We start from the raw sequence: 26,517 nt of genomic DNA on the forward strand, positions 1-26,517 counted from the left end.
CTGATAGGCAGGTATGGACATACCTGCCCTTGACGGTGGCTGTGCGCAGGGCGCCTTCGGGCGCGCCGGTTTTCGGTTTGCCCGGTCTACTAACCTGCGTACAGCTGCCACCCTTTTGATCAGTAGCGATTCGGTGTGGCCCCCACTTTCAGGACGCTGAATCATGACCAATACGCCAAGTCCACCGGACACCGATCCGGACTCGCCACATCAACCCAGCCCCCTCTTCCTCATCGCGCCCGATATCGATAACCACACCCTGCTGGAATACGCCTGCGTGTCGCTGGCCTCGGCAAACGTCATGGCGAGTGACTTCGCCAGAGACTTGAAGGGATCGCAGGGCCACACCCTGCTGGGCATTCAGCAGTCGATCATGCTGGGGGAAATGGCGGTGAATCGGGTGTTGGATAACCTCGACTCGCGCTAGTAAATCACTGGTAACTGATCGTCCCCGAAAGGGGCTTGTGAGACTTTGAGGATCCTGGGCAACCAGCCATCGCAGAGCCAGACAGGTCGATGCTAAGTCGACCTGTTTGAGAAAGACCCTATTGTGGCGAGGGAGCTTGCTCCCGCTGGGTCGCGTAGCGGCCCCAAAAGGGGACTGCTGCGCAGTCCAGCGGGAGCAAGCTCCCTCGCCACAGGTTATTCATTGCTTACCGGTAATTCTTCAAATTGCCTTGTTACGGCCAGCGCTTGAAAATCAACGAAGTATTCACCCCGCCAAACGCAAAATTATTGTTCATCACGTACTGATTACTCATCTGCCGAAACTCGCCGCGCAGGTAGTCGAGCTTGCCGCAATGCGGGTCGACTTCGTCGAGGTTGAAGGTGTGGGCGTACAGGTCGCGGTTCATCATTTCGATGCTGAACCAGGACTCCAGTGCACCGCAGGCGCCGAGGGTGTGGCCGAGGAAGCTCTTTTGCGAGCTGATGGGCATGTGTTCGCCGAACAGGCTACTGGTGGCCAGGGTTTCGGCGATGTCGCCCTGTTCGGTGGCGGTGCCGTGGCCGTTGACATAGCCGATGTCCGAAGGTTTCAGCCCGGCGTCTTCCAGGGCCAGTTCCATGGCCCGGCGCATGGTGATTTGTTCGGGACGGGTGGTGTGCTGGCCGTCGGCGTTGCTGCCAAAACCGACGATTTCGGCATGGATGTGCGCACCGCGGGCCAGGGCGTGCTCCAGTTCTTCGAGCACCAGCATGCCGCCGCCTTCGCCGATGACCAGGCCGTCGCGTGCAGTGTCGTAAGGGCGCGGGCTACGTTGTGGAGTGTCGTTTTTCAGGCTGGTGGCATAGAGCGCGTCGAAGACCATGGCTTCGGTCGGGCACAGTTCTTCGGCACCGCCGGCGAGCATCAGTGGCAGGCGGCCGAACTTGATCGCCTCGTAGGCATAGCCGATGCCCTGGCTGCCGCTGGTGCAGGCGCTGGAGGTGGGAATCAGGCGGCCGGTGAGGCCGAAGAAAATGCTGATATTGGCTGCCGTGGTGTGCGGCATCATCCGCACGTAGGAGTTGGCGTTCAGGCCTTCGGCCACCGAGTTGAGCAGCATGTTGCCGAACGCTTTGATCTCGTCGGTGCTGCCGGTGGAGGAGCCGCAGGCGACGCCCATGCGCCCGTCCTTGATCGACTCGTCACCCAACAGGCCGGCGTCGGCCAACGCTTGCTCGGCAGCGCCTACAGCAAGCCGCGAAACCCGGCCCATGCTGCGCAGTTGCTTGCGGGTCCAGTGGCTCGGCACCTTGAAGTCATCGATGGGGCCAGCCAGGCGCGTGTTGAGTTCGGTAAAGCGATCCCACTCGTCCATCCGGCGGATGCCGCTGCGGTTGGCCGCGAAGTTGCCGGCGATGGTTTCCCAGTCGTTGCCCAGCGAGGTGATGCCGGCCATGCCGGTGACGACGACGCGCTTCATCAGCACAGGCCTCCGTTGACGGCCAGAACCTGCCGGGTGATGTACGAGGCTTCCGCCGACATCAGGAAATTCACCGCGCCGGCCACCTCTTCAGGGGTGCCCATGCGTTGTGCGGGGATCATTTTCATCAGTTCTTCCACCGGCACGTTTTCGTCGAGCATGGCTGTGTCGATCAGGCCGGGGGCGACACAGTTAACGGTGATTTTGCGCTTGCCCAGTTCGATCGCCAATGCTTTGGCCGCGCCGATCAACCCGGCCTTGGAGGCACTGTAGTTGACCTGGCCACGGTTGCCGATCAGCCCCGACACCGAGGTGATGCAGACAATCCGCCCGGCGGCGCGACGACGGATCATCGGCATCATCACCGGGTGCAGCACATTGTAGAAACCGTCGAGATTGGTGCGCATCACCACATCCCAATCGTCCTCGCTCAGGGCTGGAAAGGCTCCGTCGCGGGTCAGGCCGGCGTTGAGTACCACGCCGTAATAGGCACCGTGGGTTTCCACGTCGGCTTCGAGAATTTCTTTGCAACGGGCACGGTCGGACACATCGAACTGCAGGATGCGCGCACGACGGCCCAAGGCCTCGACTTCGGCTTTGACGGCTTCGGCGTCGGCCAGGCCGCTGCGGCAATGCAACACGATGTCGTGCCCGGCCTGGGCCAGACGCAAGGCGATGGCGCGGCCGATGCCACGGCTGGAACCGGTGACCAGTACGGATTCAGTCATGACTGGACTCCTTCGGGTTCATGGAGATATTGAGCGGCCTGGGGTGGGCGGAACACGTTCAGGCGGGCGGTGACGTGTATGCCGGGGGCGTTGATGTGGCACTCGAACACGCCCATGCCGTTATCGTCTTCCAGGGAGCGGATCCCGTGGATGGTCAACTCGGTACCGGCCGGAAAACTTTCAACGTTGCATTCGAATTTTCGGCTGCCGAGCAGGAAACCCAGCTCCACCGCATCACCGCGCTGACGCGCATGGCAACCGGCGAAGGCGGCAACACTTTGCGCCATTAGTTCGATGCCGACCCACGCCGGCAGGCTGCCGTCGGGGAGATTGAACAGGCCATCGGGCTTGACGGTCAGGCGGGTGTGAATCTGCTCTTCATCGAACGCCAGGATCTGATCGATAAGGATCATGTCGCCAGCGTGGGGCAGCAGTTCGGCGAGCGGCCAGTCAATCATGGGGCGTCTCCGATAATCAGGCTGACGTTGTTGCCACCGAAGGCAAAGGAATTGCTCATCAGGTAGCGGGGTGCAATGGACGTCAGGCGAGTGGCCGGGGTCACCCATTGCAGCGGCGGCAATTCGGGATCGGGCTGCCCGTCCCAGACGTGCGGCGGCAGGGCATGCTCGCGATTGTCTGCGCTCAGGCTCAACCAGCAGAACGCCGCTTCCAGCGCCCCGGCGGCCCCGAGGGTGTGGCCGGTCATCGGTTTGCTCGACGAACTGGGCACGCCGGCCGGGAACAGCGTCGCCACGGCCTGGCTTTCCATGGCGTCGTTGTGCTGGGTGGCGGTGCCGTGCAGGTTCAGGTAGGCGATTTGCTCCGGTTGCAGGTTGGCGCGGCCCAAGGCTTTGCGCATCGCTTGCAGGGCGCCACGACCGGTCGGCTCCGGGGCGGAAATGTGATGCGCATCGGAGCTGGCGCCGCTGCCGAGCAAGGCAATCGGTTGGCTGTCGCCTGCGCGTTTGGTCATCAGGAACAGCACCGCCGCTTCGCCAATGTTGATGCCATTGCGGTTTACTGAAAACGGATTGCAACGTTGTTCCGAGACCGCTTCCAGCGCCGTGAAACCGTTGAGGGTCAGCTTGCACAAGGTGTCGACGCCGCCACACAGCACCGCGTCGCAAATGCCCAGGTCCAACAGGCGCTGGGCGCTCATCAGGGCTCGGGCGCTGGAGGTGCAAGCCGTGGAAATCACATAGGCCGGCCCGCTCAATTGCAGCCACTCGGCGAGGAAGTTCGCCGGTGCCCCGAGTTCCTGTTGCTGATAGTCGTACTCAGGCGGGAACTGCTTTTCGCGCAGGTAATGCGCAAGGCCCTGGCTGGCCTCGTCGATACCCGAGGTGCTGGTACCCAGTACGATACCGATGCGGTCGCGGCCGTAAGTCTGGATCGCGCTGTCGATGTCCGGGCGGATTTGCAGCGTGGCTTCCAGCAACAACTGATTGTTGCGACTGTGATGACGCGACATGTCGGCTGGAAGGGTTGCCAGTTTGCCCTGGACCGCACCGACCGGCAGCGTGCGTTGCGGCACCCACCCGGCTTGTTCGCGCATGCCGCCGCAGTCGCCGGCAAACAGGTTGCGCGCGACTTCCTGCTTGTCACGGCCCAGCGCGCAGACCAATCCGAGGGCATTGAGGTAAGCCGTCATGGCGTTTCACCGCTCAGGGGCGTGACTTGATAGGTCGCACCTTTCGCAATCATCAATTCAAAACTCTGCGGTTGTGCGTAGCGGATGTCCCAGCGCTCGGGCAGGGACCGTTGTCTGCCGTGTTGCCAGGCGCCGGGATAGTTGGCCGCCAGTTGATCTTTTGGCGTCAGCGCAAACAGCAACGCCGCGAACAGCTCCCGGGCTTGCGGGTTGGGTGGCAACAGGCCGTCGGCGTGCCAGGTTTTATCGTTCAATAGCTGGCGGGCCTGGGGAATGCCCAGCAGGTCCATCATCGACCAGCGAATGCCCGCTTCTTCGCGCTGGATCACCAGCACCCAGTCCAGGCGGTCGTCGGGCTTCAATAGCTGAATATGCAATTGCAGCGGCAACGGCAGATCCGGATTTTGCTCGGGCAATGGCGCCCGGCTGGTGCAGGCGCTCAACAGCAGGGCCACGGCAAATAGCAGAAATCGCAACACACCGACTACCCCTGTGGGAGCGGGCTTGCTCGCGAAGGCGGTAGTGCTTTCAACACTGATGTCGGCTGACCCACCGCTTTCGCGAGCAAGCCCGCTCCCACAGGTTTGGTGTTTCAAGCGGCTGGCAATGTACATCACACAGTTCCTTCAAACGGTTTGCGCGCCACCACATTGACCAGGGTTTCTTCCCGTTGGCCAAAGGGTTTTGGCTTGCACACACCCAAGTATTCGAGCAGGCCGAAATCCTTGGCGCGACTCCACCACAGGTACGGATAAGACACGTTTTGCGCGGTAAATTCGAAACCCTGTTGTCGGATCATTTGCAGGTACTGCGCAGCGCTTTTCTGCACGTGCATCGGGTGGCGAAACAACCAGCGGATCACCCAGGTATCAATGTAGGCCTCGGTGGATTCGGCGAACAGCAGATAACCGCCGGGCTTGAGCACGCGGTAGAACTCGGCCAGCGCCTGTTCCTGCTCCACCAGATGATGGAAGGTCTGGTGGCAGAACAGCAGGTCGATACTGGCGTCCGGCAGATCGAGGCTGGCGCAGTCGCTGCCGATCAACTCCACTTCCATTGCCTGTCGGACTGCTTCTTCGCGGCTCTGGTTCAGGCTGTAGGGATCAGCATCGACGCCAATCAGACGACCGGGCGCAAAGGCCTGGCGCAGCAGCGCGAATGACTTGCCCTGACCACAGCCGGCATCCAGCAGTACCGGGTCGGCAGGCGGCGCTTCGCTGAACAGGCCGCGCAAATCGTTGATCGCCAGCCGCAGCACATAGTGCTGCCAGATCCGGCTGCGCAGGAACCACAAACCGAAACGGGTTTCTTCGACGTAGTTGTCGCTCAAGTAGTTCATGAAGCATCTCTTGCACAGAATTCTGATATCACCTTCAACCGGCGCCTGGCTTCGCTGACGAACGGGTTGCGTGGATCCCAGGCATATCCGGCAAGTATGGAGCTGATCATCCCGCGGATTTCCGGCGAACTGCTCTCATGGAAGATCACATCCTGGAAGGTCCCGGCATACCAGCCTTCGACGTAGCAACGGAAGGTGTCGACGCCGCGCTTGAGCGGTTCGGCGAACTCGGTTTGCCAGTCGACGGCTTCGCCTTGCAGCTGACGGTGCAAGACCCCGGCGGCCATGCTCGCCGAACGCATGGCGATGGTCACGCCGGAGGAAAACACCGGGTCGAGGAATTCCGCCGCATTGCCCAGCAGCGCGAAGCCCGGACCGTGCAGGGTTTTGACGTTGGCCGAGTAACCGCCGATGGTTCGGGCCTCGGTATCCCAGCGCGCATTGGTCAGCACGCGGGCCAAACTCGGTGTCTCGGCGATAAAGCTGCGCAGACACTCGTCCAGATTGTCGCTGCGGCTGGCGAAACGTTCCTCGGCGGCGACCACGCCGACCGAGCAGCGCCCGTTGCTGAACGGGATAGTCCAGAACCACACGTCGCGCTGGGTCGGATGAGTGGTCACGAGGATCTTGCTGCGGTCGAAGGCCGGGTGGTCGATACGGTCTTCGACGTGCGTGAACACGGCCTGCCGCAACGGGAAGTTCGACGGCGCCTCAAGGTCGAGCAAGCGCGACAGCACGCGGCCGTAACCACTTGCATCGAGCAGGAAATCAGCTTCGATGCGGTACTCGCTACCGTCTTCGCGGCGCACGCCGAGCTGTGGTTTTTCCGGGGCATTGTTGACGCTGACGATGGTTTCGCCATAGCGGATCTCTACGCCTTGCAGCGCGGCCTGATCGGCCAGCAGCTTATCGAAATCGGCGCGCTGGACCTGAAACGTCGTCGATTTTCCGTGGCTGAACGTCTCGCCGAAATCGAAGGCGCTGTAACGTTCGCCCCAGGCAAATGCGGCACCGGTTTTCAGCTGGAAGCCGGCCGCATTGACTTCGTCGAGCATGCCCGCTTCCTCGACGAAGTCCAGGCAATGGGCCAACAGGCTCTCACCGATGGAAAAACGTGGAAAATGCTGACGCTCGATCACCAGTACATCGTGTCCCTTGCGCTTGAGCAACGCGGCGGCGATGGCCCCCGAAGGACCGGCACCGATGACCACGACCTGGCGGCATTCCATTTCAACGGTTGGCATGGGGGCTCCTTGCCGGGACAGCGGTTTTCAGGGGGACTCGGTGCATGCCGGTCAGGGCCGGCAGCAGTGTGGCGATCAGGCCCATCAGCATCAGCGCAAAGTACAGCGGCGGGCTGATGAGTTGCTGTTGCAGCAGCAGGTTGAGAAAAACGATCTCGCTCAAGCCACGGATGTTCAGCAGCACACTTTCCCGCCAGCGACTGGCGCCCTTGAACGAGGCCCCGGCCCAGCCGAGGCCAAGCCAGTTGCCCAGCAGTTTGCTCAGCATCGGCAACAGCAGCAGGGCGATCAGTTGCACCCAGCCGAGGCTGTCCATCGCGCTGTGCACATTGATCTGCACGATGCCGAACGTGAGGATCAGCGGGATGGCGATGTACGTCTGCAAGCGGCCCATCCACACGGCCGGCAGCGGCAGGACCAGTGGGGCTTTCAGCGCGGCCATGATCAACACATAGCCGATGCCGAAAATCAGCGCATTGAGCTTGAAGTGTTCGGCGACGACCAGCAGGGCGAAAAAGCTCAGGCTGTAGAGCCATGTCTGACGCAAACCGAGCAACCGCAGCAGCACCGGAAGGCACGCGCCGGCCAGGGGCAGCAGCAGGCTGCTCAGGTGCAGGCTGCCCTGGGCGATGCCGAACAGCGTCCAGCAGGCGAGGTCGATGAGAATCGCGGTTTGCACCAGTCGCCGGGTGGCGCCGGGCGGGTAATCGATGTGCCGCAGGTACAGGTACAACACCGGAATCGCGGTGATGGCGAACAACAGGCCGACGGCCAGCGAGCTGATCCAGGGTTGCGCCGGCAACAACCAGATCGCCGTGGCCAGGCCGCAGGCAAACGGAATGCAAAAGCTGGGCAGGGCGATTTTCAGGCTCTGGCGATCCAGTTGCAGGTCGATCACATCGCTGAGGATGTAGCCCAGCAACAGGGCAAAACTCAGGCTGTAGAGATTCTTCAGCCAGCCAGGCGACACCAGCTGCGCACCGCTCAACTGCCATTGCGGCTCGATCCAGAAATACATCAATAGCGGCAAGCCGATGGTCGCCAGCAACAACTGGCTGACGATGGGGATCAGGCCAAAATGACGGCCGACACGAGTCACCACCGCGAACAACGCCAGCGCCATCGCCCAGAACAGTACGACCATCACGCTGCCCGCTCCACGGTAGTGGCCTCATGCACCTGTCGACCGGCCCACGGCGCGAGCAGGAAGCTGAAGAACAGGCCGAGGCTCACCGACAGTCCGAAATTACTCACCGCCGGGGTGCTCGACACCGCCAGCAGACCGAACGACAGCCAGGTGGTCAACGCCGCCAGCAAGGTACCCAGCAGGCTCACGGCAGCGCCGCCGACCTGTTCGCGCATCAGGATCGCGTAATCGACGCTGATCGCCGTCACCAGCAGCAGGCCGAACAGACTGAACAGGGTCAACGGCTGCCCCAGCCAGCCAAGACTGGCCAGGCTGCACAACGCCGCCAACAGCGGCAGGGCGATGATACGCAACGCACCGCCGAGGCCGAACGGCAGGATCAGCACCAGCACGATCAACACACAGGAGGCGAGTTTCAGTTCGGCGGCACTGACTTGGGTGGCCGCGAAGACGTTGTTCAACTCACCCAGTCGATCCACCAGTGTCACGCCGGGTAAGTCCTCGCCCTGCAGCCGCAGCAGGGCCGGGTTGTTGAGGCCTTGCAGGCTGACCATCGCCGCCACGCCGTCATCGGTCGGCCCCAGCCACAGGGCCCGGTAGGGTTCCGCCAGCGGGCCGGTGAGCGCGGTGTCGATGTCCATGGCAGGCAATGCCTGTAACTTCGTCAGCTCGGCTTGCAGCGCCTCGGCCGGTACACCGATGTCGAGCAACGGTTGCCAGAACGACGGCAGTTTGCTCAGCGCTTCGCGCACCTGTTGCTGTTGGTTTGGCGGGCTGACCAGCTGATTGAGCGATAGGTAACCCTGGAGCTTTTCCAGGCCAATCAATTGATCCAGTCGCTCTCTCAGGGCGGTCTGGCGTTCAAGCAGTTGCTGCTGATTGGCGGCGCGTATCAGGAAGAACTGGCTGGTGGGTTGATAGCCGGTAATCCGTGCAATGGTCCCGGCTTCTTCGGTCAATTGTTGAGGCGCGCTGATCCACTGGCGGATGTCGTTTTTGCTGCTCAGTTGTAACAGGCCGCCCACGCAAAAGGCGATCAGCAGTGCCAGTAGGACAGGCGTTTTCGCCTGTTTGAGCAGCGCTTCCCGACAATCCAGTAAAAGCTCGCAAACGTGCAATGGCCACTGCGCAGGGCGCAGGTCTACGCCCTTGAGCAATGCTGGCAACAGGCACACGGCGGACAAATAGGCGCCGAGCAAACCGGCGGCAGAGAATGCGGCAATCTGGGTCAGCGCGGGGAAGGGTGTCCAGGCCAGGGCCAGGTAACCGATACCGCTGGTGATCAGGCTCAGGGTCAACCCGGGCAAGGTCATGCGCAGGGCAGGCCAGCTGTGCCAGGGTTTCAGGCTCCAACTCTTGGACAGGTAATGCAGCGGGTAATCGACCGCGACACCGATCAGGCTCGACCCCAGCACCAGCGTCATCACGTGCATATGGCCAAACAACGCCACGCAGGCCACCGCACCGAAGAGCATGCCTGCCAGCACCGGTACGAATGCCAGCAAGACGCGCCAGCGCCGGAAGGCCAACAACAGCAACAACAGAATCCCGACGGTGGCACCGCCACCGACCCAGGTCATCTCCCGGGCGGCTTGCTGTTGCCCGTCGGCTGCGTACAACAGGCCGCTGGCGGCGAGCAGTTGCACGTCGTGCCGTGCGGCTTCCTCGCGGCTGTGCTTGAGCAGGTCGGCCACTTGCAGCGGCAGGTTCATGTCGAAGGCGTTGCCGGTGGTGCGTGCGCGCAGCAGCACCCAGCTCTTGCCATCGGCATCGGCGACCAAGGCGCCGCTGCCGATGTCCAGTTGCACCGAACCGCGTTGCGGCTGGCTGTTCTGGATGCGCCCGGTCAGGCCCAGCCAGTCGTCCTGGCTGGGCACCAGGCTGTAACCGTTGAACGGGTCGAACAACGCCTGCACCCGTTGCTGGACAAAGGTGTCGGGGTGCTCGATCAGCAGTTGTCGGTCCGCCGCCTGGAGCATCGCCAGGCGACCTTGCAGCAATTGCGTGCGCAGTGCCGGCAAGTCGGCTTGCAGGGTCCACTGGACCTTTTCGAACAAGCCGCTGGCCTGCCATTGCTCGCCGAGTGTCTGTGCCATGGCGGCGGCCTGCTGGCGATCGGCGTGGCCGACCAGCACCAGCATTTCGCGATTCAGCGGTTCTTGCATGCGTTGTTCGGCGCGCAGTTCCAGGGCGTCGGGCGCCGTGCCGGGTACCAGTTCCATCAGGTTGGCCGACAGCGGCGCGCCGTCACGCCATTGCCAACCGGCGAGCGCCAGTACTGCCAGCAGCAGGAGCAGAAACAGCCGTGGCAACCACCGTTCACTCGGCAAAGTCATGCTGCTCCGCGTCGCTCAACGGTTGGGTGCTGGTGCTGTCCTGCATGCGCAACAACGTACTGTCGCCCTGAGTCTCGAGCAATTCGATGCTGTGCACCAGTTCTGCACCGGTAATGTTGATCTGGTTGAACACCTGTTTGAGCAGCATCGAGCGCGGCAGCAGCGTGAGCTTCCAGTTCTGCGCGTCGCCGCTCAGGGACAGCTCGAAATCCCGTTGCAGGCCACTGCTGTCGCCTTGCAGCACGGCGAGGAACAAACGGTTCTGCTCGGCACCGGCGCTTTTGCCCGGCAGCATTTGCCAAACAATGCCGTCACGCCGGGCAATGCCTTTGGCGGTGATGCGATAGTCCTGTTGCAACGGTGTTTTGAGCAGCCACAACAAGCCGTGGTTTTTCGCCAGGACGAACGTGCCCTTGCTGGTCAGCGGCTGGGGCAGGGCGCGCAGGTGTTTTTCCTGGATGAAATTGCCGTGGATCACCTCGGGCCTGGCCAGTTGATCGCTGAGTTGTTGCAGGTCGAAGGCATGGGCCAGTCCAGGAATACCCAGTAGCACGCAGAACACTGTAGGAGCGAGCTTGCTCGCGAAAAGCCTGAGAGCACCGCGGGGTGTCAGGTTCCCAGCATCATCGTTAACGACCATCGCGGGCAAGCCCGCTCCCACAGGGGAACGTGGGTGGCAGAAAATCATGGCAGGGCCCTCTCGACAGCGTCGGTGAAGACCTTCGGCGAGGCCAGTTGCATCTCGCGGCTGGCGAGGTCGACGGCGACCTGTACCGACATGGCCCGGGTCAAGCGTTCACCGGTTTGCAGATCGCTGATCAGGTAGTTGATCTTCAAGCGGTTCTCCCACTCCACCAGGTTGGCGCGCACGTTCAGTTTCTGGCCGAACACCGCGCCGTGTACGTAGCGCAATTGCAGGTCGATCACCGGCCAGGCGTAGCCTGACTCGTTCATCGCGGTGTAGTTGTGGCCGATCTTGTCCAGCAGCGCACAGCGGGCGACTTCCAGGTATTTGACGTAATGGCCGTGCCAGACCACGTGCATGCTGTCGACGTCAAAGAACGGTACGACGATTTCCGTGTCGGTATAGAGAAATCCCTTGCTACGCATGCAGCCTCCAGTGTTGTTCGGCGATGCGTTGCAGGCACAGGCGCAATTCGCCCTCCAGCGCGCGGTCTTCGATCACCGGAGGGAAGTCTTTGGCCAATTCTTCATGCATGGCGGCCAAAGCGGGTGGCAGTGGTCGCGCATCTTCGGCCTGGCCGCGCAGCCAGACGCCCTGATTGGCCGCCAGCAACGTGGCGGCTGCCACCTGCTCGGTGAGTTCCAGCACGCGGATCGCATCCCGGGCGGCGATGGTGCCCATGCTCACTTTGTCCTGGTTGTGGCATTCGGTGGAGCGCGAGAAAACGCTGGCCGGCATGGTGTTCTTCAACGCTTCGGCGGTCCAGGCGCTGGTGCCGATCTGCACCGCTTTGAAGCCGTGGTTGAGCATGGCGCGGTCAGCCGTGGCGCCGGACAGGTTGCTCGGCAAACCATGGTTGTAGCGCTCGTCCACCAGCAGCGCGAGTTGCCGATCCAGCAGGTCGGCGACGTTGGCCACGAGGTTCTTCAGGCTGTCCATGGCGAAGGCGATGTGCCCGCCGTAGAAGTGCCCACCGTGCAGCACGCGCTCGGCTTCGGCGTCGATGATCGGGTTGTCGTTGGCGCTGTTGAGTTCGATCTCGATGAACGAGCGCAGCCAGTTCAGGCTGTCGGCCAGTACGCCCAGCACATGGGGCGCGCAACGCAGGGAGTAGCGGTCTTGCAGGCGATGCAAGGGCGCGGTCGGCGCATCGATGGCCAGATCCTTGCGCAACCACGCGGCGACCTGCATCTGCCCCGGGTGCGGCTTGGCGGCGAACAGGCGCTCGTCGAAGTGCTCCGGGTTGCCTTGCAGCGCGACCACGTTCAGCGCGGTGATGCGCGTGGCCAGATGCAGCAGGTAATCGGCACGGGCGTACGCCAGGCAGGCCAGACCGGTCATCACGGCGGTGCCGTTCATCAATGCCAAGGCTTCTTTCGGACGCAACACCAGTGGCTGCCAGCCGAGTTCGCGGTGCACATCGGCGGCTTGCCTGCGTTCGCCACGGAACATCACCTCGCGTTCGCCGGACAGCGTGGCGGCAACGTACGAAAGCGGTGTCAGGTCACCACTGGCGCCCACCGAACCTTCTTCCGGAATCAGCGGCAGGATGTCGTGCTCAAGGAACGCTTGCAGGCGCTCCAGCAGCTCCACGCGCACTCCGGAAACACCGTGGCACAACGACTGCAAACGCGCCGCCAGTACCGCGCGGGTGGCCTGGGCGTCGAGCAGTTTGCCCAGGCCGCAGCCGTGGAAGGTGTACAGATGACGGGGCAACGCCTCGACGTGATGCAGCGGTACCGCGACCACGCAGGAATCGCCGTAACCAGTGGTCACGCCGTAGATCACGCCTTCCTTGTCCAGCAGCGAGTCCAGAAAACGCGCGCCCTTGGCGATGCGCTCGCGGTAGGCGGGATCGCTTTGCAACTGCGTCGGCACCTTGCGGTTGGCCAGTGCCAGCACGTCTTCAATGTGCAAAGGGCGTTCGCCGAAGGTTACCGGCTCAAGCGTTGGCGTCGTCATCGGTCTTCCAGAAAGGGTAAAAGTTGAACCATTGTTGGGGCGCTTCGAGGCAATAGTGGCTCAGGCGCTCGGCGTAGCGGGAGGCCCACTGATGAATGACCTGCTCGCGGTCGCTGCGTTTCCAGGTGATTGCGTCAGCGAACGGCTCAATGGTCAGTCGATAGTCGCCGTCGGGCTTTTTCAGGCACAGCAGCAGGTTGATCGGGCATTTCAGCAGGCCGGCCAGCAGCCACGGGCCTTGGGGGAACCTGGCCGGATGACCGAGGAAGTCCACGGTCACGCTGCGTCCGCCATGCAGGGGCACGCGGTCGCCGGCAATCGCCAGCCACTCGCCGCGCTCCAGGCGTTCGCTCAATTGCAGCATGATCCCCGGGTCCAGTTCGCTGACCTGGATCAGGCGCAGGTTGGTCGCCCCGGCCTCGCCCAGCAATCGATTGAACTGTTCGGCGTGCTTGGTGTGCACCAGCACGTTCATCGTGACCTTCTCGCCGATTTCCGCCAGTGCGCGGCAGACTTCCAGATTGCCCAAATGCGCGCCCACCAGCATCTGCCCGCGGGCACCGCGCAACTGGTCGCGCAACAGCGCCGGGTCGATGATCTCGATGTGTTCGATGCTCAGCTTGCCGTTCCATACGTCGAGTTTGTCGAGCATGGAGTCGGCGAAAGCCATGAACTGGCCGAACACCCGCCAATGGCTCGGTCGCAGCTCGCTGCGACCGCTCCAGTCGGTCAGGCGTTGCTGGTATTGCCAGGCGCTTTTGCGGGCGCTGCGACCGAACAGGAAAAAGTACAACACGATGCCGTACAACACTGGGCTCAGTACTCGGCGGCCCAGCACTTTGGCGCCGAATGCAGTGAGCTTCATCAGCCAGAAACTGCCCCGTTCTTCGCGGTCGGCCCAGTGTTGATTGTCTGCGCTCATGCTCGCCACCGTCGCCAGAGGATCATTGGCGCACGCAGCAACATGCCGAAGAACAGCCGCGTGTGCATGCTGGAAATCAGCACGTTGTCGTGGAACATACGAAAATGCGAAACGCCGTCCAGCGGGTAGTGGACTTTGGTATGCAGCCATTGCATCGGCTGATTGCGCCAGGCCAGGCGCACCAGGATGTCCGAGTCGAAGTCCATGCGCTTGCCGATTTTCGCTGACTCGATCAACGCCAGAACCGGCGGTAACGGGTAAACCCGGAAACCGCACATGGAATCGCGAATCTGCAACGACAGGGTGTTGATCCAGACCATGACGTGAGTCAGGTAGCGCGCATACAAACGGCCTTTCGGCACACTGGCGTCGTACTGCGGGTAGCCACAAATCACCGCCTGTGGGTGGGCGCGTGATTGTTCGATGAAGCGTTTGACGTCCTGCAAGTCGTGCTGGCCATCGGCATCCACCTGCAAGGCATGGCTGAAACCCAGGCGCGAAGCTTCGCGCAAACCGGTCATGACCGCGCCACCCTTGCCCTGGTTTTCGGCGAGGCGGATCAGATAAACCATTTCACGTTGGGCCAGGCGATCCAGCACCCGGGCGCAGCGCGGGCTGCTGGCATCGTCCACCAGAATGCACGGCAGATGGCTGGCGATCAGGGCATCGACCACCGTGGTGATGGCTGTTTCGTGGTTGTACACCGGGACAATGGCGCAGGGGCTATGCATGTTGGTGTACACCTGAGGGACCGTGGTGTCTGCTTCGCGAGCAAGTCGAATCGTCGCACCGCCGCTCCCACACTGGATTTGTGAACGCCGTGGACCCCATGTGGGAGCGGGCTTGCTCGCGAATGAGTGCGCAGCACTCACCAAACTTACACATGCGCCGCCTCCAGCAAGATCCGCCCGCTGGAGCAGGTGGCGGTTTCGTTGCGATAGGCGAAATATAATTTGCCGCGCGCCGGGTCGAAGCGCAGGTGCAGCTGGACTTCATCTCCCGGGCGCACCAGTTGCTGGAACTTCAAGACTTCCATGCCGGCGAATTTTTTCGGCAGGTTCATCAGTTGCTGGCCCAGGCTCAGCGCCCAGTCCACCTGCACCACGCCAGGCAATACCGGCGCCTTGGGGAAATGACCGCTGAAATAGGCCAGGTCCGGTGGCACGGCCAATTGCAGGCTCCATTCGCCATTGCTTTCAACTTGCTCCAGCACCTCTGGGGCTTTGGGGCGCGGCGCCAACAGCAGGGCGTCGACGTCGGCCTGGGGCAGTTTGCCCTGAGCGTTCAGCGGCATTTGTCGCAGCAGGCGCCAGCGTCTTGGCAGGGCCAGGGCTTCGCAGTGTTGGCTCAGGTGTTGGCGCAATTGCTCGGTGAGGCTGCGTCGACCCTGATTGCGCAGAACATGCAAACCGGCCTCGCTCAACACCAGCAACGCCCCCAGGGAGGCACGGTTTTCCTGAACGACGCCGAGCCGCGCTTCGACGACCCATTCATGAGCCGTCAGCGCCTGTTCCAGCATCGGCAGCGAGATGCGTTTTTCTTCCAGTTTGACGATCCGGTCCAGTCGCCCGAGCAATTCGAAGCGACCATCGACGGCGATGCGCGCTGAATCGGCAGTCTGTTCGACATGACCGCCAGGCAAGTAGGGTGAAGCGATCAGCAGCGCACCCTCACTGTCTTGAGTCAGCGTGACATCGGCAAACGGCCGCCAGAGTTCAGCTCCCTGGCGCCAGGCGATGCCGCCGGTTTCCGAACTGCCGAAAATTTCCGTTGGCCATTGCCCCAGACGCTCCCGCAGGCTCTGTGCGGCCTCGACCGGCAATGCGCCGCCGGAGGAAAACACCCGGCGTACGGAGCCCAAGGCAGGCCAGTCGAGGTTGTCGCCCATGCGCTTGAGCAACGCCGGGCTGGCCACCCAGGCGAAGGCCGGGTGCTCGCGGCTGGCGCGTTGCAGGTCTTCTGGAAAGGCCAACTGCCGACGTACAAACGGGCGCCCGGCACACAGCGGCCACAGCACCCGGAATAGCAGACCGTAGATGTGCTGGGTGGCGACGCTGCCAATGATGCATGCCGGGCCAAGGTCCGCGCCCCATAACTGTTCCAGGGCCTCGACTTCATTGGCCAGTTGGCGCAGGTTCTTTTCGATGCGCTTGGGTTCACCACTGGAACCGGATGTGCACAGGCTGAGTTGGCAGTGATCGAGATCCAGCGCCGCCGCGCTCAGTGGCGGATGACGAAAGTCGCTCAGGTGCGCATCGTCGGGTTGATCGCTCAGCCACAGATCAACTTCACCTGACCAGCGCTGGCGGGTCTGCGGTTGCAGGTCAGACGGCAGCAGCACACTGACCCCGGCACGCCAGGCACCAAGCAACGCGACCGCCAGATCGGCGGCATCTTCAAGGTGCACGGCCATCTGCCGCACACCCCGGGCTTGCAGGCCGGCGGCCAGACGCAGCGCCTGTTCGCACAGTCGGGCGTGATCCAGTGCCGGCGCGGTCGTTACGGCGCGCTCCGGCTGAGCCTTGAGCAGCAGGTGCTCAAGTTTTATCCAAATCATGGGTGGCCTCGTACCCTTAGTCGTATGAGCCATTCAATGGCAAACATCAGGCCTATCAATCCGTAGGAAATCAGGCCGGTGTACAACGTCCACCAGCTCAGCGGCGCCCAGAGGGTCAGGGCGGCGGCGCACACACCGTTGCAAAGAAAAAAGACGCTCCAGGCGATAGTCACCTGACGGGTATAGCGAATGCCCTCGGCCGGCAATTGCGGCTCGCGCACCCGGGCCAGGCGTTCAACGATCGGCGGGCCGAATGTCAGGCTCGATCCGAACAGCACCAGCATGAAGGCGCTGATCAACACCGGATACCAGCGCAACAGCGCCGGGCTGTCGAACAATGCCAGCAACAGACAGAACACAATGGCCACGGTGGCCATCCACAGGCTGCCAGGCCGTCGTTTGCCGGTCAGCGCCCGGGCCAGCCACAGCCCGCCCAGCAGCAGTCCGAACTGCCACGGGGCGAAATGCTCCATGCCGAAATACACCGCAAAGGGATACAAAAGACCCGCCAGCAGCAGGCCGAGGCCAATCAGTCGATTCATGCGACCGGTTGAACCAGACGGTAGACCGCCTCGACCACGTCACTGACGGTTCGCACCGATTTGAATTCTTCGGCGGCGATTTTCTTGCCGGTCTGACGTTTGATGTGATCAATCAGGTCGACCGCGTCGATGCTGTCGATTTCCAGGTCCTGATACAGGTTGGATTCCAGGCTCACACGCTCAGGGTCCAGTTCGAAGAGCTCGACCAAGGCATCGCGCAGGGTGTTGAAAATGTCGTCACGAGTTTGCATGGTCCGGTCTCAAGCTGCCTGTTTTGCGGTGACGAACGCCGCAAGGCTCGCCACGTTACTGAAGTGATTGCGTGTGTCTTTGGCATCGGCGTCGATTTTGATGCCGTACTTTTTCTGGATGGCCAGGCCCAGTTCCAGGGCGTCCACCGAGTCCAGGCCCAGGCCTTCGCCGAACAGCGTCTGCTCGTTGCCGATGTCTTCGGCACTGATGTCTTCGAGGCCCAGGGCGTCGATGATCAGCTCTTTGATTTCCAGCACCAGGCTATGGGTGTTCAGATCGCTCATCTTCGGCGAGCTCCTTGATAAAGTAAGAATGCAAATAATCGTTGAGCTTGCGCGAGGCTTGCGGAGCGGGCCCCAGCGAGGCGAAGGTCTGTGGGTCTATATCGGCCCCGACCCGAAAACTGAAGTGCACGCGCCGCTTGGGGATGCGATACCAGGGTTCGGCCTTGGTCAATGTGGTCGGGCTGACCTTGATAATGACCGGGGTGAGGATTTTCGCACCACGCAGGGCGATTGCCGCGCCGCCCCGATGAAAGGCCGGTGCCTGGCCGGGCCGGGTGCGCGTACCTTCGGGGAAAATGATCAGGGTCTGGCCGTCTTTCAGTGCGTCGGCAGCCGCATCGAGCATGTCCATGCTGCCGTCGTTGCTGATGTATTCGGTGCAGCGCAGCGGTCCGCGGGTGAAGGGGTTTTCCCAGAGACTTTGCTTGACCACGCAGTTGGCGTGACGCACCAGGCCGATCAGAAACACCACGTCGATCAGCGACGGGTGATTGGCCATGATCATCTGCCCGGGACGACCGAGTTTTTCCGCGCCTTCGATGTCGTAGGTCAGCACCCCGGTACGGGCCATGAAACGCACAAAAATCCAGAAACAGCGGCTGACCGTTTGCCGGGCCCGCAGCCGATGGGTCCGGGCGTCGCCCGGCAGACAGTTCAGCACAGGGAAAATCACCAGGCGCAGGCACAGCCCGCCCAACCCGAACAGGGCAAAGCTCGCGGCGGTGGCCAGCAACCGCCAGTAATAGGCGTCGCGGTTTTTCTCGGTCACGGGTTGCGTTGCCAGGTCCATACACGATTTTTCCAGGCATGTTGGCAGGTGGTTTGCTGGCCGAGCAGCGTACGCAACAGATTCAGCGCGTGGGGCCAGCGGGAGTTGGACAACGCATCCGAGGGGCTGTTCAGGGACAACTGCCAGTCGGTACCGGGGGTAATCAGCAGGCCGACGGCATAAGGGAACGGCACGTCGTCGATCCAGGTTGAGTAAGCCTCGGGCGGCTGCTCTTCGGTGATCACCAGCAGTACCGCGCGAGCACCCTCAGCCAGCAGCGCAGCAGCTTCCAGCATGCCGTGTTCCAGGCCGTCGCCTGCGGCTGCCAGGGCCGTCATTTCGCTGGTTTCACCACGCATGATCGACCACAAACCAATAATCGCGTTATGCACAGACAAGCTGAACTGGGTCGGCGACAGCGGCTGATCGGCGGCCAGATCACTGAGAATGTCGACCGTGCGGGGCGTTTCGCCGTGACGGGAAACAAAGACCAACGGCAGATCCTGCCGACCTTCGGCCAATGGCCAACCGACACTGAATGCCATCCGCGCCAGGCGACTGAGCCGTCGGCGCTGCATGGCCGGCAGAAACGAAACGTCGGGAGCGGCATCGCTGTTCGGCAGCACGACCGGTTGTCGGCACCAGGCCTGCCAATCGTTCACGCTATCAAGCCCTGGGGCCCAAGCGCGCCATTGGGCGATGTTGAAGTTGATCACAGACATTCATCCCACCCTCACGGGCTTACTTGACGCGGGGGAGTGGCCGAGAGCCGAGACTCGCCCTGCGTGGCGTTTGGCGCCGAGTGGCGCGCATTATCCCGGTGCCGGGAACGTGTAGCAAATGCTGGTTACATTTTGCTCAATAAGATGAAGCGGCTGACTGGAAAAAACTGAACGATTGGTAATTATTCACAAAATAATTACCCCGTCTGTCGGCTCTGGCGTCGACTCACCGAGCCGTTTGGGGCTTTTCAAGCAAGAGAAGGCAACTGACTGTGTAGTCCCTGTGCCAGCGAGGTAGCGAAGCAACGCCGTGGACCACTACACTCGGTCATTCTTTGATACACGGAGGTTTTGACATGCGGCGCGTGGTGTTCAATCAGAAAGGTGGCGTTGGCAAATCCAGCATTGCCTGCAATCTGGCGGCGGTCAGTGCCAGCGAGGGTTTTCGCACCCTGCTGGTGGATCTGGATGCCCAGGCCAACTCCACTCAGTACCTGACGGGGCTCACTGGTAACGATATCCCGATGGGCATCGCCGATTTCTTCAAGCAAACGCTGTCTTCCGGGCCGTTCTCCAAGAAGAATCAAGTCGACATCTACGAAACCCCGTTCGATAACCTCCATGTCGTGACCGCCACCGCCGAGCTGGCGGACTTGCAGCCAAAGCTTGAAGCCAAGCACAAGATCAACAAGCTGCGTAAGTTGCTTGAAGAACTGAGCGAAGACTACGACCGGATTTACCTCGATACCCCGCCGGCGTTGAATTTCTACGCAGTTTCGGCGCTGATCGCGGCCGATCGAGTGTTGATTCCTTTCGACTGCGACAGCTTTTCACGCCAGGCACTGTACGGGCTGATGGCTGAAATCGAAGAGTTGAAGGAAGACCACAACGAAAGCCTGGAAGTCGAAGGCATCGTCGTCAACCAGTTCCAGGCCCGCGCCAGCCTGCCCCAGCAAATTCTCGATGAGCTGATCGCCGAAGGCCTGCCGGTGCTGCCGGTGTACCTGGCCAGTTCGGTACGTATGCGCGAATCCCACCAGGCCAATACGCCGCTGATCCATCTCGACCCGCGGCACAAGCTGACACAGCAATTTGTCGAGCTGCATAACCTGCTGGAAAACGCCTGATCTTTCAGGCGACGCAAAACACTGTGGGAGCGAGCCTGCTCGCGATGAGGGCTTCACAGTCAACATCACTGCTGACTGAAACACCGCTATCGCGAGCAAGCTCGCTCCCACAGGGGCTGTGTTGCTTCAGATACCCTGGCTACGCAGCCAGGCCATCAACTGCGGTAACGGAAAAGCCCCGCTCTGCCGGGCGATTTCCCGGCCGTTTTTGAACAGGATCAGGCTCGGAATCGAGCGAATCCCCAATTGCGCCGACAACTGCTGGTTCGCCTCGCTATCGAGCTTGGCCAGCCGGCACTTGCCCGCCAGTTGCCCGGCTGCCTGCTCGAACACCGGTGCAAACGACTTGCACGGCCCGCACCAGTCCGCCCATACGTCCACCAGCAGCGGCAGATCACCCTTGATCTGGCTGGCGTAGTCGCCTTGCTTCAATTCAAACGGTTTGCTCAGCAGGACTTCGGCCTTGCAGCGTCCGCATTTGGGGTGATCGTTGAGCCGCTCGGCGGGGATGCGATTGAGGCCGTTGCAGTGGGGGCAGGGGATGAGGAGTGGGTCGGTCATGAGCGATATCCAATTGGAAGCTGATAACACCTAGTTGGAGACGTTTGCTCATGTTTTCAATCGCGCAGCGGCGGGCGGTGAATCTAGGCTTGAGTCTTGCCGAGCCAGACCGCTTGTCTGCTGAGTAGTATCGCAACTTGCGATATTTCTGATCTGAGATTAACTTTCCATAGCAAAATGCGATAAGGATGTTGCATGCATGTTCTCACCGAAAAAAGAGTACGTGAAGCCAAGGCGAAATGGCCAATGGCAGCCAACGCGCTGGATCATTGGTATCAATTAGCCAAAGGAAGCAAGCCGCCGGATTTTGCGGCGATGAGAACCACCTTTCCTGCAGTCGACAAGGTGGGTGAGTTTCATGTTTTCGATATCGGTGGCAACAAATTGCGGCTGATAGCTTTTGTCAGATATCGATCGCAAAAGCTTTATATCAAGCATGTGCTGGACCACCGTGAATATGATCGCGGCAAATGGAAGGACGAAAGAGCATGAGTATCCTGATCAAAAAAGCTGCCGAGCACTGGGAATTTGTCTCACCGCTGCTTCGAAAGCCGAAAAGCGAAGATGACTATGACTTGCTGGCACAGGCGCTGGACGAGTTGCTCGAGATGACCGGCGATGATGAGTCCCATCCGCTGATGAGTCTGGTGGATATCATCGGTGACTGGATTGAGGAATGGGATCACAAGCATCACCCGATGCCGAAGCCCAGCGGAGCCGAGATTCTTGGCTACTTGATGCGCGAACACGGCTTGACCCAGAGCGACCTGCCTGGCGTCGGCCCTCAGTCGGTCGTTTCCGAGATCCTGAGCAGAAAGCGCCAGCTCAACCTGCGGCAGATCCGTTGGTTGGCCGAACGTTTCGGTGTGTCTGTAGAAACCTTTATCTGACTCGCCTCACGACGAACAGCTGATCTCCAGATGCTTGCCCCATTCCGGCGGCCTCTCTGCATAGCTTTCCATCCCCGGTTGTTCCTCGAACGGATTGCACAGCACCGCGTGCAGTCGGCGGACTTCCGAGTAGTCGCCGCTCTCTGCCGCATCGATGGCCTTTTGTGCCAGGTAGTTGCGCAGGACGTACAGCGGGTTGACCGCGTGCATCCGCTGGCGGCGCTGCTCTTGATCAAGCGCGCCTTCACGGGCCACCCGGGCGACATAGAGCTCGCCCCAGGCATCAAAGCCCTTGAGGTCGACGAAGTCATCACGCAAGCGAGCGATGGCCTGTTGCGGCGCTTCATCACCCAATCGGCGGAAAAACAGGCTGTAGTCGACGCCGCTGTTTTGCATGAGTTGCAGCAGGTTCTCCAGCAATTTCTGGTCGTCATCCTCCGCGGTGGTCAGGCCGAGGCGGCGGCGCATCAGGTCCAGGTAATGGGCCTGGAACAGCGGCAGGTACAGGCCGAGGGTTTCGCGCAGGGCTTCGACGCTGATGAACGGCGTCAGGGCCTGGGCCAACGCGCTGAGGTTCCACTGGCCAATCGGCACCTGGTTGCTGAAGGAGTAACGGCCCTGGTCGTCGGAGTGATTGCAGATGAAGTTGGCGTCGAAGTCGTCGAGGAAGGCGAACGGGCCGAAGTCGAAAGTAATCCCGAGAATCGACATGTTGTCGGTGTTCATCACCCCGTGGCAGAAACCATAGGCCTGCCATTTGGCGATCAGTTCGGCATTGCGCTCGACCACTTCGCGGAACATCGCCAGGTACGGCTCCGGTTGTTCCAGGCACTCCGGGAAGTGCATGGCCAGCACATGATCACCGAGCTCTTTCTGCTGCTCGGGGCGTTTGGTGTAGTAGAAATATTCGAAGTGCCCGAAGCGCACATGGCTCGGCGACAGACGCAAGAGCATGGCCGCGCGCTCCTGCTTTTCGCGCCACACCGGGGTGTCGGAGCCGATCACGCACAGGGCGCGGGTGGTCGGGATGTTCAGGGCATGCAGGGCTTCGGAGGCGAGGAATTCGCGGATCGACGAACGCAGTACCGCGCGGCCATCGCCCATGCGTGAAAACGGCGTCTGGCCGGCGCCCTTGAGGTGCAGGTCCCAATGTTCGCCGGCCTCGTTGTACACCTCGCCCAGCAACAGGCCGCGACCGTCGCCCAATTGCGGGTTGTAGAAACCGAACTGATGCCCGGAATAGACCATCGCCCTTGGTATCGCATCGGCCCAGAGCTTGTGGCCGCTGAACAGTTCGGCGAACTCCGGGGTTTCGGCCTCGACCGGGTCGAGGTCCAGCAACGCCATGGCGGCGGGACTGGCCACGACCAGGCGTGGATTGTCGATGGGCTCGGGCAGCACATGGGCGGAAAACGCATCGCCCAGGCGGTCGAAGCGATTATCGAAAATGAGTTCGTCGAGGGCTTTCAAGGGCCGGCTCCAGCAGAATGTCCGAGCATTCTGCTGGGGAAAGGCCGGTTAGTCGAGTTTGGCGGCGGGCGGTTCTTGTGGCGGTTTGCCATCGACCAGTGGCACGATGGTTTTCGCTTCCGGTTCGATCGGCACCATCTTGTATTCCTGGCCGTGCAGGTTCTTGAGGTAAACCTCCATCTGCCGGAACGAGATATTGATGTGCTGCTTCTTGAACTCGCGATTGATGAAGCGGTTGACCTCATCGAGCACCGGGTTGCGGTCGCCGAGGTCGCGCACGTGCATGCGCAACTCGTGGTCGAGGGTGCTTTCGCCGAAGTTCAGGAAGTACACGTGCGGTTCCGGGTCTTTCAGTACGCGCGGGTTATCGCGCGCAGCCTTGAGCAGCAGTTCTTTCACCAGGTCCAGGTCCGAACCGTAGTCGACGCCGAGCTTGAGGGTCACCCGGGTGATGGTGTCGGTCAGTGACCAGTTGATCAGTTGCCCGGTAATGAACGTCTTGTTCGGGACGATGATGTCCTTGCGATCGAAGTCGGTGATGGTCGTGGCACGGATGCGGATCTTGCTCACGGTGCCCGACAGGTTGCCGATGGTGATGGTGTCACCGATCCGCACCGGGCGCTCGAACAGGATCATGATGCCGGAAATGAAGTTGGCGAAGATCTCCTGCATGCCGAAACCGAGGCCGACCGACAGCGCCGCCACCAGCCATTGCAACTTGTCCCAGCTGACGCCGAGGGTCGACAGCGTCGAGACGAAACCGACGCCGGCGATCACGTACGACAGCAACGTGGTGGTCGCGTAGGCGCTGCCCTGGGCAAGATTCAGCTTCGATAGCACGAACACTTCCAGCAGACCCGGCAGGTTGCGTGCCAGGGCGAAGGTGATACCGATGATGATCAGCGCGCCAAGCATGTCGCCGATGCTGATTGGCACCATGCTCATATTGGCGCCGGTGCCGCTGGTGTATTCGTAGAGGGTGACGTTGTCCAGATACGAGAACACCGTAATCAGGTCGGCCCAGACCCAATACAGTGCCGCCATGAAGCCGCCGAGCAGCGCCAGGCGGATCAGGCGCAGGGACTGTTCGTTGACCTTCTCGATGTCCATGCTCGGCTCTTCGATCACCCCCTCGCCGTCTCCGGCCTCTTTCGCCGCCTGACGTTTGGCCAGGGCGCGCTGGTAGGCCAGGCGTCGGGCCGCCACGCTGAGGCCGCGCACGAAGGTGGCTTCGATCACCAGCCAGAACATCAGCAGGTACAGGGTGTTGATCAAGCGGTCGCTGAGCTTCAGCGCGGTGTAGTAGTAGCCGAAGCATACGGCCACGAACAGCGCGACGGGCAGGGCGGTGAACAGGATCCCCACGAGCTTGCGGAACAGCGAGGCGTTCTTGTGGGTCGGGCTGCTGATCAGCAGGCGGCTGAGCAGCAAGGTCATCAAGGCATAGCAGGTGAGCACCACCGGCATGCCGATCACGTCATCGGCCAGCGCCGCCGGTTGCAGTTCGGCAACGGCCACCACGGTCACCAGTGCCATCACCACGATGCCGAGGCGGCGGACCCATATGCGCAGGAATTCCACCTGGGGCTTTTCCCAACGGAAATGCAGTTCTGCCACACCACCCGGTGCGAGGATCCGGTAGGCGGTGTAGAACACCAGCCAGGCCCCGGCCATTTGCAGCAGCGCCGCGCCCATATTGGCGTTCTGCCCACGGGCGTCGATTCGCAGGGCCAGCCCGCACAATGCAAGGCCCAGGGAAACCGGCATCGCCAGCAGGATGTTGATCAGAATCGCCTGCGGCGTGTGCCACTGGCTATCGCGTTTGAAGTGACCGATGTCCTGGTGAACCTTGATCAGTCGCGCGTACAAATTCTTGCGGCGCCACAACAGCGCACCGATCAGCAGTGCCAGTGGCAGGAACAACAGCGGGCGCTGGGTCAGGCCGTCGGCCAGTTCGCTCAGGCTTGAAAGTACCGGTAGTGAATCAAGTTGACGCTGCAGGCGATCCGGCGCACTGCGAATCCACTCCAGCTCCAGCGGCTTGTTGCTCGGAATCCAGAACATCTGCTCATCGAGTGTCGCCCGCAGGCTTTGCGCCGTGCTGAGCAGTTGCTTCTGGTTCAGTTGCAGGGTGATGGACTCATTGAGCACTGCGCTCAGTTCGCGGTTGAGTCGCTCCAGCAGGTCGGCGCGGGTAGTGGCCAGTTCCATCAGGCTTTTGCGCAGCTGCGGGGTGACTTGCTCGGGCGGCTGGGTCGACAGCAGGTTTTCGACGTAGGTGGTCGGACTGCTCAGCAACTCCCGTTGCTGGCTGACTTCGAACTGATACAGGCGAATGTCGGCGATCTGGTCGGCCAGGTTGCGGTCGAGCCGCAGGCGCGGCAACGCTTGTTTCTGTTTGTAGAGAATCTTCGAGAGCAGCAGGCTGCCTTTGAGCACGTTGATTTGCTCGTCCAGCGCCGAATCGCTCTGGGTCAGGCTGTCCAGTTGCTGCTTGGTCTGCAGGTTTTGCTGGGTGACTTCATTCAGGCGGTCGGTGCTTTTGAGCAGGTAGTCCGAAAGCTTCAGGTTGGCCGCGCTTTCGGTGGCCAAAAGACTGCTGCCGCCGGCTTTCTGCGCTTCGATGGATTGCTGGGTGACCGTTTCCTGGGACAACGCCAGACGCTTCTGGTTGATCAGCGTTTGCAGTTCCTGGATTTCCTTATCCAGGCGGTCGGAGCGCTCCGACAACAGGTCATGCTGGCTGTTGCCGAGGTCTTGCAATTGGGTATTGCCGGCCAGTTCCTGGCGCCGTAGCGGGATCAGGGCGTTCAGCGCTGCCAGCTCGGCATTGAGCTGGTCGCGCTGTTCGGCGCTCAAGGCCTTGCCGCTGTCCTTGCCGGTCTTGAGGATGTTGTTGATCTGCTGGATGCGCGTCTGGCTGCTCGAAATCTCCGCCTGAGCACGCTCGGGGCGCGTCTGGGCGGTGATGATCAGGCTGTTGGCATCGGCCAGGGCTTTTTGCAGATCGCTTTGCTGGGTGGAGCGCTCAGTGAGCATTTGTTCCAGCTGCTGGATCGGTTCTTTGGCGAAACGCTGCGCCACCGGCACCACGGTGCTGGCTTTGAGGCGGGTCAGTTCACGCTGGTTCTCGACGGTCTGTTTGGGCGCATTGTTCAATTGCTGCTTGAGCGCGACCAGTTTCTGCTCGTAATCACGCTTGTTGTTGAGCTGGCTCAGCGTGTTTTGCAGGACGGTTTGCAGGGCCTTCTGATCGGCTTCCGGCAGTTTGCGGTCGGCGATCTTGTCCAGGCTCGCCTGCACGGCTTCACTGGAAGGCGGTTCGGCCGCTTGCAATGTACCGACAGTGCCGACAGAAAGACTCAAGCCCAACAGGGCAATGGCGAAAATGGAGCGCAGGTTAGGCATAAAGACCGGTCAAG

Annotated in this window: 27 protein-coding genes; 4 read left to right on the plus strand and 23 right to left on the minus strand. The window is 61.5% G+C overall.

Annotated elements, in window-relative coordinates; translation table 11 throughout:
• The first annotated feature begins 163 nt into the window (after nucleotides 1–163).
• Entirely contained in the window at nucleotides 164–427 is a 264-nt protein-coding gene (locus ACEN8Z_RS04705; RefSeq protein WP_495596915.1) for a DUF6124 family protein, read from the plus strand.
• A gap of 253 nt (nucleotides 428–680) precedes the next feature.
• On the opposite strand, the gene ACEN8Z_RS04710 is transcribed toward ACEN8Z_RS04705, so the two are convergent.
• The 20 genes from ACEN8Z_RS04710 to ACEN8Z_RS04805 all read right to left on the minus strand — a co-directional run bounded on the left by ACEN8Z_RS04710 (nucleotide 681) and on the right by ACEN8Z_RS04805 (nucleotide 19,047).
• Nucleotides 681–1,907: a beta-ketoacyl-ACP synthase gene (locus ACEN8Z_RS04710; RefSeq protein WP_495596916.1), complete on the minus strand. Its 1,227-nt coding sequence runs from the start codon at nucleotides 1,905–1,907 to the stop codon at nucleotides 681–683.
• A complete protein-coding gene (gene fabG, locus ACEN8Z_RS04715; protein ID WP_108230725.1) occupies nucleotides 1,907–2,635 on the minus strand; it encodes a 3-oxoacyl-ACP reductase FabG in 729 nt (242 codons plus the stop codon). Before fabG ends, ACEN8Z_RS04710 begins: the two co-directional genes overlap by 1 nt.
• Nucleotides 2,632–3,093 (minus strand): hotdog family protein, encoded by a 462-nt coding sequence (locus tag ACEN8Z_RS04720; protein WP_007997352.1) that lies wholly within the window; start codon nucleotides 3,091–3,093, stop codon nucleotides 2,632–2,634. Before ACEN8Z_RS04720 ends, fabG begins: the two co-directional genes overlap by 4 nt.
• A complete protein-coding gene (locus ACEN8Z_RS04725; RefSeq protein WP_495596917.1) occupies nucleotides 3,090–4,286 on the minus strand; it encodes a beta-ketoacyl-[acyl-carrier-protein] synthase family protein in 1,197 nt (398 codons plus the stop codon). Before ACEN8Z_RS04725 ends, ACEN8Z_RS04720 begins: the two co-directional genes overlap by 4 nt.
• Nucleotides 4,283–4,900 (minus strand): hypothetical protein, encoded by a 618-nt coding sequence (locus ACEN8Z_RS04730; RefSeq protein WP_495596918.1) that lies wholly within the window; start codon nucleotides 4,898–4,900, stop codon nucleotides 4,283–4,285. Before ACEN8Z_RS04730 ends, ACEN8Z_RS04725 begins: the two co-directional genes overlap by 4 nt.
• Nucleotides 4,900–5,625, minus strand: a complete 726-nt coding sequence (locus ACEN8Z_RS04735) for a class I SAM-dependent methyltransferase (RefSeq protein ID WP_495596919.1) — start codon at nucleotides 5,623–5,625, stop codon at nucleotides 4,900–4,902. The genes ACEN8Z_RS04730 and ACEN8Z_RS04735 overlap by 1 nt, the downstream gene beginning before the upstream one ends.
• Entirely contained in the window at nucleotides 5,622–6,869 is a 1,248-nt protein-coding gene (locus tag ACEN8Z_RS04740; protein WP_495596920.1) for an NAD(P)/FAD-dependent oxidoreductase, read from the minus strand. The genes ACEN8Z_RS04735 and ACEN8Z_RS04740 overlap by 4 nt, the downstream gene beginning before the upstream one ends.
• Nucleotides 6,856–8,013, minus strand: a complete 1,158-nt coding sequence (locus ACEN8Z_RS04745) for a sodium:proton antiporter (protein WP_495598083.1) — start codon at nucleotides 8,011–8,013, stop codon at nucleotides 6,856–6,858. The genes ACEN8Z_RS04740 and ACEN8Z_RS04745 overlap by 14 nt, the downstream gene beginning before the upstream one ends.
• Nucleotides 8,013–10,352, minus strand: coding sequence for an MMPL family transporter (locus ACEN8Z_RS04750; RefSeq protein WP_495596921.1), 2,340 nt, complete (start codon nucleotides 10,350–10,352; stop codon nucleotides 8,013–8,015). Before ACEN8Z_RS04750 ends, ACEN8Z_RS04745 begins: the two co-directional genes overlap by 1 nt.
• The gene (locus tag ACEN8Z_RS04755; protein ID WP_495596922.1) at nucleotides 10,336–11,040 is read right to left on the minus strand and encodes an outer membrane lipoprotein carrier protein LolA; all 705 of its coding nucleotides are present in this window, start codon (nucleotides 11,038–11,040) and stop codon (nucleotides 10,336–10,338) included. The genes ACEN8Z_RS04750 and ACEN8Z_RS04755 overlap by 17 nt, the downstream gene beginning before the upstream one ends.
• Nucleotides 11,037–11,462, minus strand: a complete 426-nt coding sequence (locus ACEN8Z_RS04760) for an acyl-CoA thioesterase (RefSeq protein ID WP_495596923.1) — start codon at nucleotides 11,460–11,462, stop codon at nucleotides 11,037–11,039. The genes ACEN8Z_RS04755 and ACEN8Z_RS04760 overlap by 4 nt, the downstream gene beginning before the upstream one ends.
• Nucleotides 11,455–12,999 (minus strand): HAL/PAL/TAL family ammonia-lyase, encoded by a 1,545-nt coding sequence (locus tag ACEN8Z_RS04765; RefSeq protein WP_495596924.1) that lies wholly within the window; start codon nucleotides 12,997–12,999, stop codon nucleotides 11,455–11,457. Before ACEN8Z_RS04765 ends, ACEN8Z_RS04760 begins: the two co-directional genes overlap by 8 nt.
• Nucleotides 12,980–13,921, minus strand: a complete 942-nt coding sequence (locus tag ACEN8Z_RS04770) for a lysophospholipid acyltransferase family protein (protein WP_495596925.1) — start codon at nucleotides 13,919–13,921, stop codon at nucleotides 12,980–12,982. Before ACEN8Z_RS04770 ends, ACEN8Z_RS04765 begins: the two co-directional genes overlap by 20 nt.
• Nucleotides 13,918–14,652, minus strand: coding sequence for a glycosyltransferase family 2 protein (locus ACEN8Z_RS04775; protein ID WP_007993771.1), 735 nt, complete (start codon nucleotides 14,650–14,652; stop codon nucleotides 13,918–13,920). The genes ACEN8Z_RS04770 and ACEN8Z_RS04775 overlap by 4 nt, the downstream gene beginning before the upstream one ends.
• 146 nt (nucleotides 14,653–14,798) lie before the next feature.
• Nucleotides 14,799–16,478: an ApeI family dehydratase gene (locus ACEN8Z_RS04780; RefSeq protein WP_495596926.1), complete on the minus strand. Its 1,680-nt coding sequence runs from the start codon at nucleotides 16,476–16,478 to the stop codon at nucleotides 14,799–14,801.
• Nucleotides 16,475–17,020, minus strand: a complete 546-nt coding sequence (locus tag ACEN8Z_RS04785) for a COG4648 family protein (RefSeq protein WP_007993768.1) — start codon at nucleotides 17,018–17,020, stop codon at nucleotides 16,475–16,477. The genes ACEN8Z_RS04780 and ACEN8Z_RS04785 overlap by 4 nt, the downstream gene beginning before the upstream one ends.
• Nucleotides 17,017–17,271, minus strand: a complete 255-nt coding sequence (locus ACEN8Z_RS04790; RefSeq protein WP_007993766.1) for an acyl carrier protein — start codon at nucleotides 17,269–17,271, stop codon at nucleotides 17,017–17,019. The genes ACEN8Z_RS04785 and ACEN8Z_RS04790 overlap by 4 nt, the downstream gene beginning before the upstream one ends.
• Nucleotides 17,272–17,280: 9 nt before the next feature.
• Entirely contained in the window at nucleotides 17,281–17,556 is a 276-nt protein-coding gene (locus ACEN8Z_RS04795) for a phosphopantetheine-binding protein (protein ID WP_007993765.1), read from the minus strand.
• Nucleotides 17,534–18,346 carry a lysophospholipid acyltransferase family protein gene (locus tag ACEN8Z_RS04800; protein WP_277533900.1) on the minus strand — a complete coding sequence of 271 codons (813 nt, stop codon included), beginning with the start codon at nucleotides 18,344–18,346 and terminating at the stop codon, nucleotides 17,534–17,536. The genes ACEN8Z_RS04795 and ACEN8Z_RS04800 overlap by 23 nt, the downstream gene beginning before the upstream one ends.
• Nucleotides 18,322–19,047 carry a beta-ketoacyl synthase chain length factor gene (locus ACEN8Z_RS04805; RefSeq protein WP_007993763.1) on the minus strand — a complete coding sequence of 242 codons (726 nt, stop codon included), beginning with the start codon at nucleotides 19,045–19,047 and terminating at the stop codon, nucleotides 18,322–18,324. The genes ACEN8Z_RS04800 and ACEN8Z_RS04805 overlap by 25 nt, the downstream gene beginning before the upstream one ends.
• 356 nt (nucleotides 19,048–19,403) lie before the next feature.
• On the opposite strand from ACEN8Z_RS04805, the gene ACEN8Z_RS04810 reads away from it, so the two are divergent.
• Nucleotides 19,404–20,174: a ParA family protein gene (locus ACEN8Z_RS04810; protein ID WP_442096037.1), complete on the plus strand. Its 771-nt coding sequence runs from the start codon at nucleotides 19,404–19,406 to the stop codon at nucleotides 20,172–20,174.
• A gap of 126 nt (nucleotides 20,175–20,300) precedes the next feature.
• Here the strand turns inward: ACEN8Z_RS04810 and trxC are convergent, their stop codons facing one another.
• The gene (gene trxC / locus ACEN8Z_RS04815) at nucleotides 20,301–20,735 is read right to left on the minus strand and encodes a thioredoxin TrxC (protein ID WP_495596927.1); all 435 of its coding nucleotides are present in this window, start codon (nucleotides 20,733–20,735) and stop codon (nucleotides 20,301–20,303) included.
• A gap of 195 nt (nucleotides 20,736–20,930) precedes the next feature.
• Between trxC and ACEN8Z_RS04820 the strand changes: the two genes are divergently transcribed.
• Both ACEN8Z_RS04820 and ACEN8Z_RS04825 read left to right on the plus strand, forming a co-directional pair.
• Nucleotides 20,931–21,227 carry a type II toxin-antitoxin system HigB family toxin gene (locus tag ACEN8Z_RS04820; protein WP_495596928.1) on the plus strand — a complete coding sequence of 99 codons (297 nt, stop codon included), beginning with the start codon at nucleotides 20,931–20,933 and terminating at the stop codon, nucleotides 21,225–21,227.
• Nucleotides 21,224–21,625: a helix-turn-helix domain-containing protein gene (locus ACEN8Z_RS04825; protein ID WP_495596929.1), complete on the plus strand. Its 402-nt coding sequence runs from the start codon at nucleotides 21,224–21,226 to the stop codon at nucleotides 21,623–21,625. The genes ACEN8Z_RS04820 and ACEN8Z_RS04825 overlap by 4 nt, the downstream gene beginning before the upstream one ends.
• Nucleotides 21,626–21,631: 6 nt before the next feature.
• Here ACEN8Z_RS04825 and selO read toward each other — a convergent pair whose 3' ends face one another.
• Together selO and mscK are read right to left on the minus strand one after the other, a co-directional pair.
• Nucleotides 21,632–23,095, minus strand: coding sequence for a protein adenylyltransferase SelO (gene selO, locus ACEN8Z_RS04830; protein ID WP_495596930.1), 1,464 nt, complete (start codon nucleotides 23,093–23,095; stop codon nucleotides 21,632–21,634).
• 48 nt (nucleotides 23,096–23,143) lie between these two features.
• Entirely contained in the window at nucleotides 23,144–26,503 is a 3,360-nt protein-coding gene (gene mscK, locus ACEN8Z_RS04835) for a mechanosensitive channel MscK (protein WP_495596931.1), read from the minus strand.
• Between the last annotated feature and the right edge of the window lie 14 nt (nucleotides 26,504–26,517).

This window comes from Pseudomonas sp. Pseusp10, from assembly GCF_059492225.1.

What these genes read in the sequence shown, in the direction of transcription:
- ACEN8Z_RS04705 (WP_495596915.1), top strand. Translation starts at nt 164, where the DNA reads ATGACCAATACGCCAAGTCCACCGGACACCGATCCGGACTCGCCACAT.
- ACEN8Z_RS04710 (WP_495596916.1), bottom strand. Translation starts at nt 1,907, where the DNA reads ATGAAGCGCGTCGTCGTCACCGGCATGGCCGGCATCACCTCGCTGGGC.
- fabG (WP_108230725.1), bottom strand. Translation starts at nt 2,635, where the DNA reads ATGACTGAATCCGTACTGGTCACCGGTTCCAGCCGTGGCATCGGCCGC.
- ACEN8Z_RS04720 (WP_007997352.1), bottom strand. Translation starts at nt 3,093, where the DNA reads ATGATTGACTGGCCGCTCGCCGAACTGCTGCCCCACGCTGGCGACATG.
- ACEN8Z_RS04725 (WP_495596917.1), bottom strand. Translation starts at nt 4,286, where the DNA reads ATGACGGCTTACCTCAATGCCCTCGGATTGGTCTGCGCGCTGGGCCGT.
- ACEN8Z_RS04730 (WP_495596918.1), bottom strand. Translation starts at nt 4,900, where the DNA reads ATGTACATTGCCAGCCGCTTGAAACACCAAACCTGTGGGAGCGGGCTT.
- ACEN8Z_RS04735 (WP_495596919.1), bottom strand. Translation starts at nt 5,625, where the DNA reads ATGAACTACTTGAGCGACAACTACGTCGAAGAAACCCGTTTCGGTTTG.
- ACEN8Z_RS04740 (WP_495596920.1), bottom strand. Translation starts at nt 6,869, where the DNA reads ATGCCAACCGTTGAAATGGAATGCCGCCAGGTCGTGGTCATCGGTGCC.
- ACEN8Z_RS04745 (WP_495598083.1), bottom strand. Translation starts at nt 8,013, where the DNA reads ATGGTCGTACTGTTCTGGGCGATGGCGCTGGCGTTGTTCGCGGTGGTG.
- ACEN8Z_RS04750 (WP_495596921.1), bottom strand. Translation starts at nt 10,352, where the DNA reads ATGACTTTGCCGAGTGAACGGTGGTTGCCACGGCTGTTTCTGCTCCTG.
- ACEN8Z_RS04755 (WP_495596922.1), bottom strand. Translation starts at nt 11,040, where the DNA reads ATGATTTTCTGCCACCCACGTTCCCCTGTGGGAGCGGGCTTGCCCGCG.
- ACEN8Z_RS04760 (WP_495596923.1), bottom strand. Translation starts at nt 11,462, where the DNA reads ATGCGTAGCAAGGGATTTCTCTATACCGACACGGAAATCGTCGTACCG.
- ACEN8Z_RS04765 (WP_495596924.1), bottom strand. Translation starts at nt 12,999, where the DNA reads ATGACGACGCCAACGCTTGAGCCGGTAACCTTCGGCGAACGCCCTTTG.
- ACEN8Z_RS04770 (WP_495596925.1), bottom strand. Translation starts at nt 13,921, where the DNA reads ATGAGCGCAGACAATCAACACTGGGCCGACCGCGAAGAACGGGGCAGT.
- ACEN8Z_RS04775 (WP_007993771.1), bottom strand. Translation starts at nt 14,652, where the DNA reads ATGCATAGCCCCTGCGCCATTGTCCCGGTGTACAACCACGAAACAGCC.
- ACEN8Z_RS04780 (WP_495596926.1), bottom strand. Translation starts at nt 16,478, where the DNA reads ATGATTTGGATAAAACTTGAGCACCTGCTGCTCAAGGCTCAGCCGGAG.
- ACEN8Z_RS04785 (WP_007993768.1), bottom strand. Translation starts at nt 17,020, where the DNA reads ATGAATCGACTGATTGGCCTCGGCCTGCTGCTGGCGGGTCTTTTGTAT.
- ACEN8Z_RS04790 (WP_007993766.1), bottom strand. Translation starts at nt 17,271, where the DNA reads ATGCAAACTCGTGACGACATTTTCAACACCCTGCGCGATGCCTTGGTC.
- ACEN8Z_RS04795 (WP_007993765.1), bottom strand. Translation starts at nt 17,556, where the DNA reads ATGAGCGATCTGAACACCCATAGCCTGGTGCTGGAAATCAAAGAGCTG.
- ACEN8Z_RS04800 (WP_277533900.1), bottom strand. Translation starts at nt 18,346, where the DNA reads ATGGACCTGGCAACGCAACCCGTGACCGAGAAAAACCGCGACGCCTAT.
- ACEN8Z_RS04805 (WP_007993763.1), bottom strand. Translation starts at nt 19,047, where the DNA reads ATGTCTGTGATCAACTTCAACATCGCCCAATGGCGCGCTTGGGCCCCA.
- ACEN8Z_RS04810 (WP_442096037.1), top strand. Translation starts at nt 19,404, where the DNA reads ATGCGGCGCGTGGTGTTCAATCAGAAAGGTGGCGTTGGCAAATCCAGC.
- trxC (WP_495596927.1), bottom strand. Translation starts at nt 20,735, where the DNA reads ATGACCGACCCACTCCTCATCCCCTGCCCCCACTGCAACGGCCTCAAT.
- ACEN8Z_RS04820 (WP_495596928.1), top strand. Translation starts at nt 20,931, where the DNA reads ATGCATGTTCTCACCGAAAAAAGAGTACGTGAAGCCAAGGCGAAATGG.
- ACEN8Z_RS04825 (WP_495596929.1), top strand. Translation starts at nt 21,224, where the DNA reads ATGAGTATCCTGATCAAAAAAGCTGCCGAGCACTGGGAATTTGTCTCA.
- mscK (WP_495596931.1), bottom strand. Translation starts at nt 26,503, where the DNA reads ATGCCTAACCTGCGCTCCATTTTCGCCATTGCCCTGTTGGGCTTGAGT.